Annotated in this window: 10 protein-coding genes and 2 pseudogenes; 10 read left to right on the top strand and 2 right to left on the bottom strand. The window is 61.2% G+C overall.

Annotation, left to right across the window (positions count from 1 at the left end; genetic code table 11):
* Positions 1–26 precede the first annotated feature (26 nt).
* From F3H87_RS19825 to F3H87_RS19815, 3 genes and pseudogenes are all read left to right on the top strand, one after another.
* Positions 27–2,012 (top strand): conjugal transfer protein TraG, encoded by a 1,986-nt coding sequence (locus F3H87_RS19825; protein ID WP_149789643.1) that lies wholly within the window; start codon positions 27–29, stop codon positions 2,010–2,012.
* Between the two features lie 2 nt (positions 2,013–2,014).
* Entirely contained in the window at positions 2,015–2,446 is a 432-nt protein-coding gene (locus F3H87_RS19820) for a CopG family transcriptional regulator (protein WP_149789644.1), read from the top strand.
* 161 nt (positions 2,447–2,607) lie between these two features.
* Positions 2,608–3,626 (top strand): annotated as a pseudogene (locus F3H87_RS19815) (IS110 family RNA-guided transposase).
* Between the two features lie 373 nt (positions 3,627–3,999).
* On the opposite strand, the gene F3H87_RS19810 reads toward F3H87_RS19815, so the two are convergent.
* Positions 4,000–4,569: a DUF1643 domain-containing protein gene (locus tag F3H87_RS19810; protein ID WP_149789646.1), complete on the bottom strand. Its 570-nt coding sequence runs from the start codon at positions 4,567–4,569 to the stop codon at positions 4,000–4,002.
* A gap of 128 nt (positions 4,570–4,697) precedes the next feature.
* Here F3H87_RS19810 and F3H87_RS19805 point away from each other — a divergent pair.
* Positions 4,698–5,449, top strand: a protein-coding gene (locus F3H87_RS19805; protein WP_223228145.1) for an IS5 family transposase whose coding sequence is annotated in 2 segments (ribosomal slippage) — positions 4,698–5,031 and positions 5,031–5,449 — 753 coding nt in all. Because the reading frame shifts where the segments join, the coding sequence is not laid out codon by codon here.
* A 116-nt stretch (positions 5,450–5,565) separates the two neighbouring features.
* Here the strand turns inward: F3H87_RS19805 and F3H87_RS19800 are convergent.
* Positions 5,566–5,835 (bottom strand): annotated as a pseudogene (locus tag F3H87_RS19800) (IS5/IS1182 family transposase); the annotation flags it as partial.
* A gap of 202 nt (positions 5,836–6,037) precedes the next feature.
* Between F3H87_RS19800 and F3H87_RS19795 the strand changes: the two are divergent.
* The 6 genes from F3H87_RS19795 (at position 6,038) to trbJ (ending at position 15,233) form a co-directional block, all read left to right on the top strand.
* Positions 6,038–9,796, top strand: a complete 3,759-nt coding sequence (locus F3H87_RS19795; protein ID WP_149789647.1) for an AAA family ATPase — start codon at positions 6,038–6,040, stop codon at positions 9,794–9,796.
* 501 nt (positions 9,797–10,297) lie between these two features.
* On the top strand, positions 10,298–11,248 hold the full coding sequence (gene trbB, locus F3H87_RS19790) for a P-type conjugative transfer ATPase TrbB (RefSeq protein WP_455429721.1): 951 nt from the start codon (positions 10,298–10,300) through the stop codon (positions 11,246–11,248).
* Positions 11,245–11,577: a TrbC/VirB2 family protein gene (locus tag F3H87_RS19785; protein WP_149789649.1), complete on the top strand. Its 333-nt coding sequence runs from the start codon at positions 11,245–11,247 to the stop codon at positions 11,575–11,577. Before trbB ends, F3H87_RS19785 begins: the two co-directional genes overlap by 4 nt.
* A gap of 66 nt (positions 11,578–11,643) precedes the next feature.
* Positions 11,644–11,937, top strand: a complete 294-nt coding sequence (locus F3H87_RS19780) for a VirB3 family type IV secretion system protein (protein ID WP_149789650.1) — start codon at positions 11,644–11,646, stop codon at positions 11,935–11,937.
* A 6-nt stretch (positions 11,938–11,943) separates the two neighbouring features.
* The gene (trbE, locus tag F3H87_RS19775; RefSeq protein ID WP_149789651.1) at positions 11,944–14,454 is read left to right on the top strand and encodes a conjugal transfer protein TrbE; all 2,511 of its coding nucleotides are present in this window, start codon (positions 11,944–11,946) and stop codon (positions 14,452–14,454) included.
* Positions 14,451–15,233 carry a P-type conjugative transfer protein TrbJ gene (gene trbJ / locus F3H87_RS19770; protein WP_149789652.1) on the top strand — a complete coding sequence of 261 codons (783 nt, stop codon included), beginning with the start codon at positions 14,451–14,453 and terminating at the stop codon, positions 15,231–15,233. The genes trbE and trbJ overlap by 4 nt, the downstream gene beginning before the upstream one ends.
* Positions 15,234–15,250: the final 17 nt, after the last annotated feature.

Raw genomic sequence — 15,250 nt, 5'->3', positions numbered from 1 at the left:
CAACACACCGGAAAGGAGCGACAGTCATGTCCGCGACCAAGATCCTCTGGGGACAGATCTCTATCGTCTTCCTCATCATTCTGGCCACCAGTTGGGGCGCGACGCAATACGTGGCCGCGAGCCTTGGCTATCAGGCACAGCTGGGCTCGCCCTGGTTCGTGCTGTTCGGGACGCCCGTCTACTATCCACCGGCCATCTTCTGGTGGTGGTATTTCTACGAGGCCTACGCGCCGCCGGTCTTCGCGACGGGCGGGATCATCGCCGCCTCGGGGGGCTTCATCTCCATCGGCGTAGCCATCGCCATGTCGGTCTGGCGCGCCCGCGAGGCCCGCAACGTCGCGACCTATGGTTCTGCCCGATGGGCCGAGAAGGGCGAGGTGAAGGCGGCCGGTTTGTTTGACCCGGATGGGGTGGTTCTCGGTCGCTATGAACGGGAATATCTGCGCCACGATGGGCCGGAGCATGTGCTCTGCTTTGCGCCGACGCGATCCGGCAAGGGGGTAGGGCTCGTCGTGCCGTCGCTTCTCACCTGGCCCGGCTCCGCCATCGTTCATGACATTAAGGGAGAGAACTGGCAGCTGACCGCCGGGTTCCGCGCCCGGCACGGTCGGGTCCTGCTCTTCGATCCGACCAACCCGAACTCCTCGGCCTACAACCCCCTGCTGGAAGTACGCCGTGGGGAGTGGGAGGTTCGCGATGTCCAGAACATCGCCGACATCCTCGTCGACCCCGAGGGGAGCCTGGAGCGCCGAAACCACTGGGAGAAGACCAGCCACAGCCTGCTCGTCGGGGCGATCCTGCATGTCCTTTATGCCGAGAAGGACAAGACGCTGGCCGGCGTCGCCAACTTCCTGTCCGACCCGCGGCGTCCCGTGGAGTCCACGCTCCGCGCGATGATGCGGACGCCGCACCTGGAAGAGGCGGGGCCGCATCCCGTGGTCGCCAGTGCCGCCCGTGAATTGCTCAACAAGTCCGAGAATGAACGCTCCGGTGTGCTTTCGACGGCAATGTCTTTCCTTGGCCTCTATCGCGACCCTGTCGTCGCCCAGGTCACGCGCCGCTGCGACTGGCGGATCGGTGACATTGTCGGGGGACCGCGCCCCGTCACGCTGTATCTCGTGGTGCCGCCATCTGACATCAATCGCACCAAGCCGCTCATCCGTCTGATCCTCAACCAGGTTGGCCGACGCCTGACCGAGGATCTGCAAGGCAAGGATGACCGTCATCGGCTGCTTCTGATGCTCGACGAGTTCCCGGCGCTTGGCCGGCTGGATTTCTTCGAGAGCGCGCTGGCCTTCATGGCGGGCTACGGGCTGAAGAGCTTCCTCATCGCCCAGTCGCTGAATCAGATCGAGAAGGCCTACGGCCCGAACAACTCGATCCTCGACAATTGCCACGTCCGGGTGAGCTTTGCGACCAATGATGAGCGTACGGCCAAGCGGGTGTCCGACGCCCTCGGTACCGCCACCGAGATGAAGGCGATGAAGAACTATGCCGGGCATCGTCTGGCGCCTTGGCTCAGCCATCTCATGGTGTCCCGGTCGGAAACTGCGCGGGCGTTGCTCACCCCCGGAGAAATTATGCAGCTGCCGCCATCCGACGAGATCGTCATGGTGGCCGGCACACCACCGATCCGGGCGACGAAAGCACGGTATTACGAAGATGCGCGGTTCACTGAGCGGGTCTTGCCGCCACCCGACTTGGTGGATGTGGGCATCCCTGAGGAGGATGACTGGAGCAGTCTTGCAGTCCCAAAGCAGGACGACGAGTTGGAGCCAGTCTCCGAGACGGGACCGGCGGATGATGATCCGACAGCGTCGGAGCGCCGTCTTCAGCCGGAGCTGGCGCAACCTCAGCCCGTCGACTGGCATGCCCCCATTGAGAACGAGTTTGAATTCGATCCACCCGAGGATGAGGAAGATGGCGCCATCCGCAATCGGCGCATCGCGCAGCAGATGCGCGGTGTTGCGCGGCAGGTCTCCCTCAATCCCGACGACGGGATGGAGCTTTGATCATGACCACCAGCCGCAAGAAGACGAAGATCTCGGTCTACCTCGATCCCGAGGTCATGCAGATGCTTGCAGACTTCGCCGCCCGGCGTGATCGATCCCAGTCGATGGTGGCCGAGGCCGCGATCGCATCCTTCCTCTCTCCGGATGACGCAGAGCGACGCGAAGCGGTTCTGGCCAGGCGCCTGGATCAGATCGACAGGCGGATCACCCGGCTGGAACGCGATGTCGGGATTTCTGTTGAAAGCCTGGCCGTGTTCATCCGCTTCTGGCTTGCAACAACACCGGCTCTGCCGGAACCCGCGGCCAAGGCGGCGCGGGCAAAGGCTGGGGAGCGCTATGAGGCATTTATCTCGGCTCTCGGTCGGCGCCTCGCGCAAGGGCCGAAGCTGCGGCAGGAGGTATCGGAGGATGTGGAAGGGGGCGCAGGTGGCTGAAAGGGTGTCACTTGTCTCAGCCGCAGACGTCGGAACTGTAGCCGTGATCACCGTGTCCGGGTTGATCGGCCCAAACCGGATGAGGTGGGTGGCTCCTGCTCCACCGGCATCGAATGTGCCAAAGTGCAGTTGTGAATGACTGCTAGGAAAGGAGCCACCCAATGACAGTAAAGACCGTAGGCCTTGATCTGGCCAAGGATTTTTTCAGGTTCACGGCATTTCGGAGAACGGCCGCGTCATCTTCAACAAAGCGATCAAACGCGCGAAGCTGCTCGCTTTTTTTGAGACGCTTCCGCCGTGTGTCGTCGGGATGGAAGCTTGCGGATCATCGCATCATTGGGGACGCCAGCTGCGCAAGCTTGGCCACGATGTGAAGCTGATGCCTGCTGGCTATGTGAAGCCGTATGTGAAGCGCGGGAAGAACGATGCCGTTGATGCGGAAGCGATCTGCGAAGCAGTTCGACGCCCGACCATGCGTTTTGTCGAGATCAAGACGGAGGAGCAGCAAGCCATTCTCTCGATCCATCGCACGCGGGACCTGGCGGTTCGGCAGCGCACGCAGATGGTCAACATGATCCGCAGCCTGCTGCGCGAGTTTGGGCACATCTTGCCGATTGGGATTGAAGCGGTGACGGCTTTCGCAAAGCATCACCTGAATGGCGACCACCCGGACATGCCTGAGATCGCCAACGGTATGCTCGGCATCCAATGCTATCAGTTCATCGGCTTGAACGAGCGCATCGAAGGCTATTCCAAGATGATCGAACAACACGCAATGCTGAGCGCAGATGCGCGCAGGCTGATGCGCATGCCAGGGATCGGGCCAATCACCGCCTCTGCGATTGTCGCTACGATCGGCGATGCAAAACAGTTCCGGACAGGGCGTGACCTGGCCGCCTGGTTGGGGCTCGCCCCGCTCAACAAATCCAGCGGCGGCAAGGAACGATTGGGCAAGATCACCAAGAAAGGCGATCGCTACATCCGGAAGCTGTTGGTCGTGAGCATGACTTCGCGGGCAGTCATGGCGAAGCGTTCGCCCGAGAAAGTCGATCTCTGGACCGCGAAGATCATCGCGGACAAACCGTTCCGGCTGGCGACGACTGCAATGGCCAATAAGGCAGCCAGGATCATCTGGGCGATGCTCACGAAGAAACAGGAATACCGGCAGCCCGCGTTCTGATCGCGCCAGCTGCTCACGAGATGCAAGACGTTGAAGTGATGATGCGGAAGTAAGTCAACCAAGAGCAAGGACACTCCGGGAATGTCAGCGGCCCTCTTCTAAGGTCGATAAGCCGATAGGAACCTCGCTCGCGGAATTCATCAGGGCCAGCGGAACACCACCGCACAAACAGGCCGGACAGACGACGGTACTGACGAAAACGACCGCAGAAACCGCCAGAAAACTCTTGCAATGCAGGAGCCACCCACAGAGGACATTCGCCAAGCGCACCATCGCTGCGTCGCAGCTTCTGCGAACCGGTCCTTCGTGGAAACGTGCCGCGACATCTCTTTTCCTGAGGTCCGCAGCGCAGACATAACGGACACCGCTAACGTCACGGTTCGAGCATAGCCAATCGCTGTAGCTGAACGTCTGCAGGCACGGTTAGGACGTGTCTTGGGAAACCTTTACCTGTCTGCCCCAGGCAGAACATCGGAACCCTGTTCTGCGCGACCACACGCAGAACGTCGTCAATGGCGGGCTGATGCCGTTTCAGCATATTGCCGTGAGCAATGACCACGCATTCAGCATCGTCCGCCATCTCCATTATCGCTTCGAGGTTACGCGGGGTTCTCGCGGCCCCAAGGTCGCGGGGGATGTCTCGTGGACGAGTGGCGCGGTAGTCGAGTATGTTGCCCTTGAGGTAACGCGTGTATCCCCACTGCCGCGAAAACAAGAATTCTCGGTGGCAGGAAGGGTCGTTGAAGTTGATGTTCGCCGTGGAAGGGTTCATGCCGATCCATAGGATCGTCCGACTCTCCCGGCCTTCGGGGGTCCAATCCCTCATCAACTTCTGCCGAAACCTTTGGTCCTCTGAAAACTCCGCGTCACTCACCACCCCGTCGGGAAGGCGGATCATTCGTCGCCCGCCAGGATCGTGCTGGTTTAGAACTGGTTGCAGCATGCGTATTTGTCTCCTTCTGTGACAATAGAATGCGAAAGGCGACTGCCGTTCAATTAGGGTCTGTTGACGTTCAGGATTCCCATTCGGTGTGAGTTCTGATTCAAGGTTGCAAACAGAGGAGAGCAGCCTTGACCCGACGTGCCCTGACCGACGCCCATTGGGCGATCATCGAACCCTTCTGCCTTGGCAAGCAAACCGACCCCGGCCAGACTGGAGGCGATCCGCGGTTGTTTATGGAAGCGGTGTTGTGGATTGTGCGGACAGGCGCGCAGTGGCGTGAATTGCCTGCCGAGTTCGGGCATTGGAACTCAGTCTTCAAACGCTTCCGGCGGTGGGTCAAAGCCGATGTATTTTACAACATGTTCAGAGTGTTATCGTCGAGCCCCGATCTCGAGTACGCGATGATCGATGGCTCTATCGTCAAGGTCCACCGCTCGGGCCAGGGCGCTAAAGGGGGACTCTCAGCCAGGCCATAGGGCGCTCGCGCGGCGGTATCACCACCAAAATATTGGCGCTGACCGACAGTTTGGGCAACCTCGTCGACTTCAGGCTGATGCCCGGACAAGCGCATGACCTGCGCGCCGTGCCGGATTTGATCGAGCGGCTCTGTGCCGACCACCTGCTTGCCGACCGCGCTTTCGATGCCGACTGGCTGCGCTCTGCTCTCGATAAGCAGGACATAACCCCGGTCATCCCTCCGAAATCGAACCGGCGTTTCCCCGCGACCTTCGACAAGGAAACATACAAATGGCGGCATCTGATCGAGAATTACTTTGGAAAGCTCAAGGAAAACAGGGGCATTGCGCTGCGGTCATGCAAAACAGATCAGAGCTTCGCCGCCTTCATCTCACTTGCTGCAACCATCCTTCAACTCAGGTGAACGTCAACACGCCCTAGCTGGACAAGAAATCTTCCAGCCTAAGGCCCTTGCGGTGCAGCTCGAACCAAACGTACTTCAGGGCTGCCGACATTTTCTATATCTCTGTAGCGTGGCAGAAGGGCCTCTCTGGCCGCGACCGCCATCGGGCTCAGATGGTCGCGATCAAAGCCCTGATTGGTCACGTCATGCGCCACGACCCGATGCGTCTCGGTATCGACCGGAGTCTGGACGTTGTAGCCGACCATGCCGCTGTGCCGGGCGCTGGTCGCCATGGCCCACGCATCGGGGTCTGTCAGGGAGTTCTGTCCGTCGGGCGCATCAGCCAGGGCCTGGTCCATTGCCTTCAGCCGCGCGATCTCCTGCCGGATACGGCCATAACGCTGGCTCTCACTCTTATTTCAGCCATTCAACGACAAGCTCGCCCTTTCCTCAGGCCGACGGCCAGTTTTCAACGCTAGCTAGGCAAGGCGATGTCCGCAGTCTGAAACAGCGGGAGAATATTTTGAGGTCTGGGAACTGATTTTCTGTTTTGTGTAACGGAACTGTCAGTCTACGACGGGTAGCGATAGTAGGGCGGAGGCAGAAATCATGGGCATCACTAGGAATTTGTCCATCCGTGTTCCTTGGCACGACCGAGGTTGGGATGGTCACGTTTGCCACGACCCGATCGCGAATAGCTCTTGCCTGGCCCTGAAGCTGATCGCCGAGAATCGCAACGATCTGCTAGAAGCAGACCTGCACGACGAAGCGTTCGATGACTTGGCGCCGGACCAAAGACCACCATGTATGCGCTCAAGCGCGAGCTTTATGAGTGCGAATGCGCACAGCTTTGACAGTGTGATGGCCTATTCGAAATGGAGCCGAGATCACATCCATATCCTTAAACAAACAGTCCGCGTACCGGCTTGGGGGGCGGTTTCGATCCCCTACCGCTGGATGCTGAAAGACAGCGGCTTTGAAATAGCCGGGAGTCTGGAGCTCGATGCTGAAAAGAAGAGAGAGCCCTCTGCACCGGGCTGGCTGGAGGATACAAGCTGGATTCAGGGCTTTGATAATCAGGAAGCGCTGCTGAACGCCTTCGCGGCACCACTGATCGAAGGCGAAAGCCTCGTGCTCTTTTATGCAACGCGCACGCCGCTGTGCGATGATGAACGACGCGTCCTGCTTGGTGCGGCGCTACTGAACAAAAAGCACGATTTGACCGAATATCCCTACAAGGAAGGCCATAACTCGCCATTGCGGGCTATGGTCTGGGAGCGTCCCATCCAGCATTCGCTGCGTCCTGCCAAACAAGGCGGCGGCGTTACCGGCGGCTTCGTGATGCCATATCAGGCAGTGCTCAGCGAACTAGAGAAGCGGCAGGATCGCGATGCTGCCGAATTCGTGGCGTTCGTCCCCGATGATGCTAAGGCACAATTCTCCTATGGGAGCGAACATGTCTGGCATGGTGCGGCGGCGGCGTCTCTGATTGCCGCGCGCGGCGCGCTCGAACGTACCTCTGAAATCCTTAGCGGGCCGTGGGATCGGTATATCGGCTGGATCGATGAACGGCTCGGGCGGCTATGGGCAATGCAAGGTCCCGCCCCGGGGCTTGGTGTCGTACTTTCAGCGCTGCACGATGGCTTTAACGGTACCCTGTTCGCGATGGCGCTCGCCGACGAACTCGAAGAGAACGCGGACCCGTGGCCCGTGATAGACGCCATCATGATGGGCAAGCGCGATGCACCCATTGGGGCTCCTGACATAACCCGTATGATGAAGAAGCGGTGGGCCAAGCTCCGGAACAAGGATCCAGAAATGGATCGGCTCAGGCTTCTATCGCGCCTTGAACTGACCAGAGACCAGGCCATTCGGGCTCTCCGACTGGGCGCCGAGGAAACACTCAAGAATCCGTTCCTTCTTTATGAGGATGACCGCACCGCCCCCGATGCGATTTCGTTCGAAACGGTAGACCGGGGCATCTACCCCGGTAAGGAGGTCGCCACGGTTCATCCCCTTCCGGCTTCGTGCAGCAATACTCTCGCCGAATACGATAATGAGTTCAGACTTCGCGCGGCATCAATCAGCCTTCTCGAAGACAGCGCAGCTCAGGGCCACACGCTGCTGCCAATTTCGCAACTCGGCGAGGCGGCTGCGGCGCTCGCAACAGTGCATCCGTTGCCACTCGATGCCGATATTGTCGATCTTTGTCGGGATGATTTTGCGTCCAAGGTCGATGTGCAGGGCGAAGACGGTAATCTTACCCTTCAGCTCGGTAGGTACGTCGCGAGCGGGAAAATCATCAGCAAGGCTGTAAACGAGCGGCTCAAGGCGAAGAACGCCGCGACGCATATCGACTGGCGCAATCTGGTTGACGACAAGTTCAAGGCCTATCCCGTAACCGATCTTGACGAGAAACGCGCGCGGGATGAAAAGGCCGCAGCGCTCTCACGCCTTGGTGCGAGCGGGATCGGTGTCCTGATCGGCCCCGCCGGGACGGGGAAAACGAGCGTGCTGCAACTCCTACTTGGCCACACGGATATCGTGGGCAGCAGGGTGCGGTTGCTCGCACCGACTGGTAAGGCGCGCGTACGGCTTGGGGCGGAAACCGGGCAGCAGAGCAATGTGCAGACGGTCGCGCAGTTCCTTCTCCCGCACCGTTACGACCCAAACACTGGGCGCTACTTCATCAATCCTGAAGCCCCGAAAGTCGAAGCCACAACGTGCATCATTGATGAATCGTCAATGCTGACCGAAGACATGCTCGCTGCGATCATCGAGACGATCCCGCAAAACTGCCGCCTGATCCTAGTCGGCGACCCTTATCAACTCCCCCCAATCGGCGCAGGCTGCCCGTTCGTTGATATTATCGAATATCTGAAGCGCTCGCATGACAGCCAGGGTGTCGGTGAGCTAACGACACCACGCCGGCAGGTAGACACTGTGAGCGAAGATCGAACTCCGGCGCTGGCCCGTTCAGACGTGCAGCTCGCAGCAATTTTCTCGGGTCGGGAGTTGCCACCAGGCGAAGATGAAATCATCGTGCAGGCGCTTCAGGGCGAGGACGATGCTACCGTAAAATACAGACGATGGGATACGGTCGCCGATCTGTCGGGGCTGATCGAGAGCGTCATCGCCGAAGAGCTGGACGCAAATCAGGATGATCTGGTCGACAAACTTGAAGAGTCCCTTGGCGCAGAGCGCAACGGCAAGGGATATCTGAACTTCCACAAGGGATGCGCCGATAAAGCGGAAGACTGGCAAATACTCAGCGTCAACCGCAATACGCCCGGCGGTTCGACGTTCATCAACCGCCGCATCAAGGAACGGCTGCGACATAAAAGAGTGGAAGATGCTGTCGGCTCGGCGCGGGTTCCGCGCTACCTGGACTGGATGCGTTTCACCGAGCCCCGCGGCGCGGAACAGATCGTCTATGGTGATAAGGTAATCTGCGTGCGCAATCACCGGCGGAAGCCCTACATCTATAATCCCGCAGGAAGTGGCGATCAGGAATTCATCGCGAACGGCGAAATCGGAATGGTCACGGGGCAAACGAAGTACGGCAAGAGCCAGCCGAGCTTCACGCACATCGAATTCTCGGGGCGGGCGGACAGGAATTTTTCCTTCAAGCGATCCGATTTCTTGGAAGACGGTAGCCCCTACCTAGAACTCGCCTATGCCATCACAGTCCATAAGGCGCAGGGTAGTGAGTTTGGTAGCGTCATTCTTGTATTGCCCGCCCACAGTCGTCTCGTATCGCGTGAGATGCTCTACACGGCGTTGACGCGCCAAAAGAAACGCATCTGGATAATGCATCAGGGGCCGTTCGACTCGTTCTTGTCGCTCAGGCAGTATGTCTATTCTGACATTGCTGCGCGGTTCACGAACCTTCTACGCACAACCCGGCCACAAGCCGTCAAACTTCCTCCCGAACTGCCGCGAAGTTTGAGCAACTCACAGAGAACCTTTCTTGAGGAAAGACTTATCCATCGAACCTTGCGTGGGGAGATGGTGAGCTCGAAAAACGAGCTTGCCATCGCGAACATTCTGTACGGTTTTGAGAAGGAGGGGCGACTCTCATATCAGATCGAACCACGCCTTCCATTCGATAATGGTAGAGGCCGCTGGGCGGATTTTCTGATCGAGTCGAATGGCAATAGCTGGTATTGGGAACATTGCGGCATGCTCTCCGATGAGCAGTATAGAAGGCGTTGGGCGGGCAAAAAGGATCTCTACGAAGCGAACGGGTTTACGATCTATTCCACCAAGAATCCTGATGGTCGTCTCATCGTCACAGAAGACGGCCCGCAACAAGGCCTTGATTCGAAAGCGATCGAACAAATCGTCTTGAGTTTGATTGGGACTTGATCCCTGCTCATCCAGTTGAGTGGGGCTGAAGGTTTCAGGTCCAATTCGAATTTACAACACACATTGAGAACGTCATGATGAGGCCTTGCGAGCAAGGATGTACAAATGGCTGCTTTGCGGCCACCGAACTTCCGCTTCCCACGCACCGTCTTGATCAACCAGGGGTCCCCCCAAATTCATGGCTGAACGTCTGCTCTAGGGGCGGGCCTACGAGTTTCTCGCGCTTGCGGCGAACTCCCGGAATCCGCCCGAATTCACCATGTTCTCATTACGGTTGCCACGATGCCTTCCTCCCGGAGTGAAACTGGGGATCATTCCGCCGTTTTCCTGTCATTGCACGCTAGGCTACTACGCCCCGCGGAAACCTGTTGAGCCGTAGGCCTTTACGGCTTTCTTAATCGACCCCGATCCAGGGCGGCCTGTTGGAGGCGCCTGTAAAGGAACGGGGCCGGCATGGCAAAGACCGATCAGAGACCAGAGGTGATACGGAGAGGCGCGCGGATGCTGCGCACCGCGCTCGGGCCGGCGATCGCCGGGTTTCTGGAAGACCCCATGACCGTCGAGGTGATGCTCAACCCCGATGGGCGGCTCTGGGTCGACCGACTTTCCGAGGGGCTGGCCGATAGCGGCAAGACGCTGAGCGCAGCGGACGGCGAGCGCATCGTTCGCCTCGTCGCCCACCATGTTGGCGTCGAAGTTCATGGCCTCTCCCCTCGCGTCTCTGCGGAGCTTCCCGAAACAGGCGAGCGTTTCGAGGGGCTGCTTCCGCCCGTGGTCGCCGCTCCGGCTTTCGCCATCCGCAAACCCGCCGTCGCCGTCTTCACCCTCGAAGATTACGCCACCGCCGGAATCATGACCGGGATGCAGGCCGAGGCGCTGCGCCTGGCGGTCGCCACCCGCGCCAACATCCTCGTCGCCGGCGGCACGTCCACGGGCAAGACCACGCTAACCAATGCGCTGCTCGCCGAGGTAGCGAAGACGCAAGATCGCGTCGTGATCATCGAGGACACCCGAGAACTGCAATGCGCCGCGCCGAACCTCGTGGCGATGCGCACCAAGGACGGCGTTGCCAGCCTGTCGGATCTGGTGCGGTCCTCGCTGCGTCTGCGCCCCGATCGTATTCCGATCGGTGAGGTGCGTGGCGCCGAGGCGCTGGACCTGCTCAAGGCTTGGGGCACCGGACATCCGGGCGGCATCGGCACAATCCATGCCGGTTCCGGCATCGGTGCGCTGCGCCGCCTCGAACAGCTCATCCAGGAAGCCGTCGTCACCGTGCCGCGGGCCATGATCGCGGAGACCATCGACCTCGTGGCCGTCCTGGCCGGGCGCGGTTCCGCGCGTCGTCTGGCCGAACTCGCCTGCGTCGAGGGCCTCGGGCCGGAGGGCGACTACCGGATTTCACCTGCCATTTCAGAAACCGCCATCCCTCACGAACCAGGAGATCCCGAATGATCCGTCACGCCCTGGGCATCCGCCAGCACATCGCTACTGCGGTCGCCGCCACTTACGTCAGCCTGTTCATCGCCCCGGCCGCTCATGCCTCAGGGTCTTCCATGCCCTGGGAAGCGCCTCTGCAATCCATCCTCGACTCCGTCGAGGGGCCGGTCGCCAAGATCGTGGCGGTGATCATCATCATCGTCACCGGTCTGACGCTGGCCTTCGGCGATACCGGCGGCGGTTTCCGGCGGCTGATCCAGATCGTCTTCGGGATTTCCATCGCCTTTGCGGCCTCGTCCTTCTTCCTGAGCTTCTTCAGCTTTGGTGGCGGAGCGCTGATTTGATGGTGACGACCGTTGGCCCGCAGGGACACGAAAGGCTCCGGGGGAGCGTTTCGAGGGAGGAACGCCATGATCGGTAGCGAATGGCAAAGTTTCGAGGCCCTCGACACGGTCCCGGGGTTCTGCGTGCCGGTTCACCGCGCGCTGACCGAGCCGATCCTCCTCGGCGGAGCCCCGCGCTCGGTCGCCATCCTGAATGGCACGCTCGCCGGCGCGGTCGGCCTCGGACTTCAGCTCTGGCTGGTCGGGATCCTGATCTGGGCCGTTGGCCACATCGCTGCCGTCTGGGCGGCCAGGCGCGATCCGCTCTTCGTCGAGGTCGCCCGCCGCCATCTGCGCATTCCCGGTCAACTCTCGGTGTGAACCCCCATGATGAACCTCGCAGAATACCGCCGCACCGCCTCGCGCCTCGCCGACTACCTGCCCTGGGTGGCGCTGGTCGGGGAGGGCGTGGTCCTCAACAAGGACGGCTCGTTCCAGAGAACGGCGAAGTTTCGGGGGCCCGATCTCGACAGCGCCGTCGCGGCCGAACTGGTCGCGGTGGCGGGACGGCTGAACAACGCTTTCCGTCGCCTCGGTTCCGGGTGGGCGATCTTCGTGGAAGCACAACGCTCTGAGGCCGCGACTTATCCGGTGAGCATCTTTCCGGATGCGGCTTCCGCGCTGGTCGATGCCGAGCGCAAGGCCGAATTCGAGGAGGAGGGGAGCCACTTCGTTTCCGGCTATTTCCTGACCCTCGTGTGGCTTCCGCCTGCCGAGGACGCGGCACGCTCAGAATCCTGGCTCTACGAGGGCCGCGAAACCTCAGGTGTGAACCCCTGGGAACAGGTGCGCGGCTTCATCGACCGAACGGATCGTGTGCTGGCGCTGCTCGACGGTTTCATGCCGGACTGCCACTGGCTCGATGACGCCGCTACGCTGACCTACCTGCATTCGACGATTTCGACCAACCGGCACCGCGTGCGCGTACCCGAGGTGCCGGTCTATCTCGACGCGCTCTTGCCCGACCAGCCGCTGGCCGGCGGGCTGGAGCCGCGCCTGGGCAATCATCACCTCCGGGTGCTGACGATCACTGGCTTTCCCGGCGCCACGACCCCGGGCCTGCTCGACGAGCTGAACCGGCTGGCCTTTCCCTATCGCTGGTCGACCCGGGCCATCCTCATGGACAAGCTGGATGCAACCAAGCTGCTGACCCGGATCCGTCGTCAGTGGTTTGCCAAACGCAAGAGCATTGCCGCGATCCTCAAGGAGGTGATGACCAACGAGCAATCCGCGCTGGTCGATACAGATGCCGCGAACAAGGCCGCCGACGCGGACATGGCCCTGCAGGAACTCGGCGCGGATCTGGCTGGCATGGCCTATGTCACTGCGACGATCACGGTCTGGAACGAGGACGTTCGCCGCGCCGACGAGAAGCTGCGGCTGGTCGAGAAGATCGTCCAGTCCCGCGATTTCAGCGTCATGGTCGAGACGGTCAATGCGGTCGATGCCTGGCTCGGAAGTTTGCCCGGACATGCCTATGCCAATGTCCGCCAGCCTCCAGTCAGCACATTGAATCTCGCCCATATGATCCCGCTCTCCGCGGTCTGGGCGGGCGAGGCGCGGGACGAACATTTCAACGACGCTCCGTTGCTCTACGCCAGGACCGAAGGCTCCACCCCGTTCCGGTTTTCTCTTCATGTCGGGGATGTCGGTCACACCCTCGTCGTCGGCCCGACCGGCGCGGGCAAATCCGTGTTGCTGGCGCTGATGGCGCTGCAGTTCCGGAGATATCCGCGCAGCCAGATCTTCGCCTTCGACTTCGGCGGCTCGATCCGCGCCGCCTCGCTCGCCATGGGCGGCGACTGGCATGACCTCGGCGGAGAACTGACCGAAGCGGACGAGAGCTCCGTCATGCTACAGCCCTTGGCACGCATTCACGAGACGTCGGAACGTGCTTGGGCGGCCGACTGGATCGTCGCCATCCTGACGCGCGAGAACATCCAGATTACCCCGGATGTGAAAGAACATATCTGGACGGCGCTGACCTCGCTGGCCTCGGCCCCTGTCGGGGAACGTACCATCACCGGCCTCGCGGTCCTGCTGCAGTCCAACGATCTGAAGCAGGCGCTGCGTGCCTATTGCGTGGGTGGACCCTATGGCCGGCTGCTCGATGCCGAGACCGAACGGCTGGGATCGGCGGATGTGCAGGCCTTCGAGATCGAGGGGCTGGTGGGAACCGGCGCGGCGCCCGCCGTCCTCTCATACCTGTTCCACCGGATCGGTGATCGGCTCGATGGACGCCCCACGCTGCTCATCATCGACGAGGGCTGGCTCGCACTCGATGACGATGCCTTCGCGGAGCAGCTCCGCGAGTGGCTGAAGACGCTGAGGAAGAAGAACGCCTCGGTGATCTTCGCGACGCAGAGCCTCAGCGACATCGATGGCAGTACCATCGCGCCGGCGATCATCGAAAGCTGCCCGACGCGGCTCCTGCTGCCGAACGAGCGGGCCATCGAGCCCCAGATCACGGCCATCTATCGCCGCTTCGGCCTCAATGACCGACAGATCGAGATCCTCGCGCGGGCCACGCCCAAGCGCGACTACTACTGCCAGTCGCGGCGCGGCAACCGGCTGTTCGAACTGGGCCTCAGCGATGTCGGACTGGCCCTCTGCGCGGCATCGTCCAAATCGGATCAGGCGCTGATCGCCGAGATCTGCGCCGGGCACGGCCAAGACGGCTTCCTCGCCGCCTGGCTGAAGGCGCATGGCCTCGATTGGGCCGCCGACCTGATCCCCGACCTCACCAATCTCGCCATCGACGCAGAGGGGGCCTCTCCGGCCTCCGCTGTTGTTGAGGACGCCGACATCGACCTTGAAGAAGAGGAAGTCACACCATGACACGCAAGATCACGTTTCGGTCCGCAGGCACGTCGCTGCTCGCCCTCGCGCTGGCGATGCCCATCGCCATGTCGCCCCTCGCAGCGCCGCCCGCACATGCGCTCTTCGGCATCGGCGGCGGTCCGTTCATCGTCTACGACCCGACCAACCACGCGGAAAATCTCCTGACCGCGGCGCGCGCTCTGGAGCAGATCAACAACCAGATCGCACAGCTCCAGAACGAAGCGCAGATGCTGATCAACCAGGCGCGCAATCTCGCCAACCTGCCGTACTCCGCGCTCCAGCAGATCCAGCAGAACGTCAGCCGCACGCAACAACTCCTGGCCCAGGCGCAGAACATCGCCTTCGATGTGCAGAGCATCGACCAGATGTTCCAGCAGGACTATGGCAACCTTTCCCTGACGGCGACCGACCAGCAACTGATCGCCGAGGCCCGGTCCCGTTGGGAGAACACTGTCGGTGGACTGCAGGATGCCATGCGCGTGCAGGCCGGTGTCGTCGGCAATATCGACGCCAACCGCGCCGAGATGTCCGCGCTTGTGGGGCAGAGCCAGAACGCGGTCGGTGCTCTGCAGGCCACGCAGGCGGGCAACCAGCTCCTCGCGCTGCAATCGCAGCAGCTCTCGGACCTGATCGCGGTGATCTCGGCAAACGGCCGCGCCAACGCGCTGACCGAGGCCGAGCGCGCCACCGCTGCAGAACAGGGTCGCATCCAGCGCGAGCGCTTCCTGACGCCGGGCGCGGGCTACCAGCCCGGCAACGCGCAGATGTTCAACTGAGGCCGGGAGGGGGCGAC

The sequence above is a fragment of the Lutimaribacter pacificus genome, assembly GCF_900142185.1.
Taxonomy (GTDB): domain Bacteria; phylum Pseudomonadota; class Alphaproteobacteria; order Rhodobacterales; family Rhodobacteraceae; genus Lutimaribacter; species Lutimaribacter pacificus.
Note: the sequence above shows the minus strand (reverse complement) of the source record. Positions and strands in the feature narration are given on the sequence as shown.

Excerpts from the sequence above, each read along its gene's own strand:
- F3H87_RS19825 (WP_149789643.1), top strand. The coding sequence starts at position 27 with ATGTCCGCGACCAAGATCCTCTGGGGACAGATCTCTATCGTCTTCCTC.
- F3H87_RS19820 (WP_149789644.1), top strand. The coding sequence starts at position 2,015 with ATGACCACCAGCCGCAAGAAGACGAAGATCTCGGTCTACCTCGATCCC.
- F3H87_RS19810 (WP_149789646.1), bottom strand. The coding sequence starts at position 4,569 with ATGCTGCAACCAGTTCTAAACCAGCACGATCCTGGCGGGCGACGAATG.
- F3H87_RS19795 (WP_149789647.1), top strand. The coding sequence starts at position 6,038 with ATGGGCATCACTAGGAATTTGTCCATCCGTGTTCCTTGGCACGACCGA.
- trbB (WP_455429721.1), top strand. The coding sequence starts at position 10,298 with ATGCTGCGCACCGCGCTCGGGCCGGCGATCGCCGGGTTTCTGGAAGAC.
- F3H87_RS19785 (WP_149789649.1), top strand. The coding sequence starts at position 11,245 with ATGATCCGTCACGCCCTGGGCATCCGCCAGCACATCGCTACTGCGGTC.
- F3H87_RS19780 (WP_149789650.1), top strand. The coding sequence starts at position 11,644 with ATGATCGGTAGCGAATGGCAAAGTTTCGAGGCCCTCGACACGGTCCCG.
- trbE (WP_149789651.1), top strand. The coding sequence starts at position 11,944 with ATGATGAACCTCGCAGAATACCGCCGCACCGCCTCGCGCCTCGCCGAC.
- trbJ (WP_149789652.1), top strand. The coding sequence starts at position 14,451 with ATGACACGCAAGATCACGTTTCGGTCCGCAGGCACGTCGCTGCTCGCC.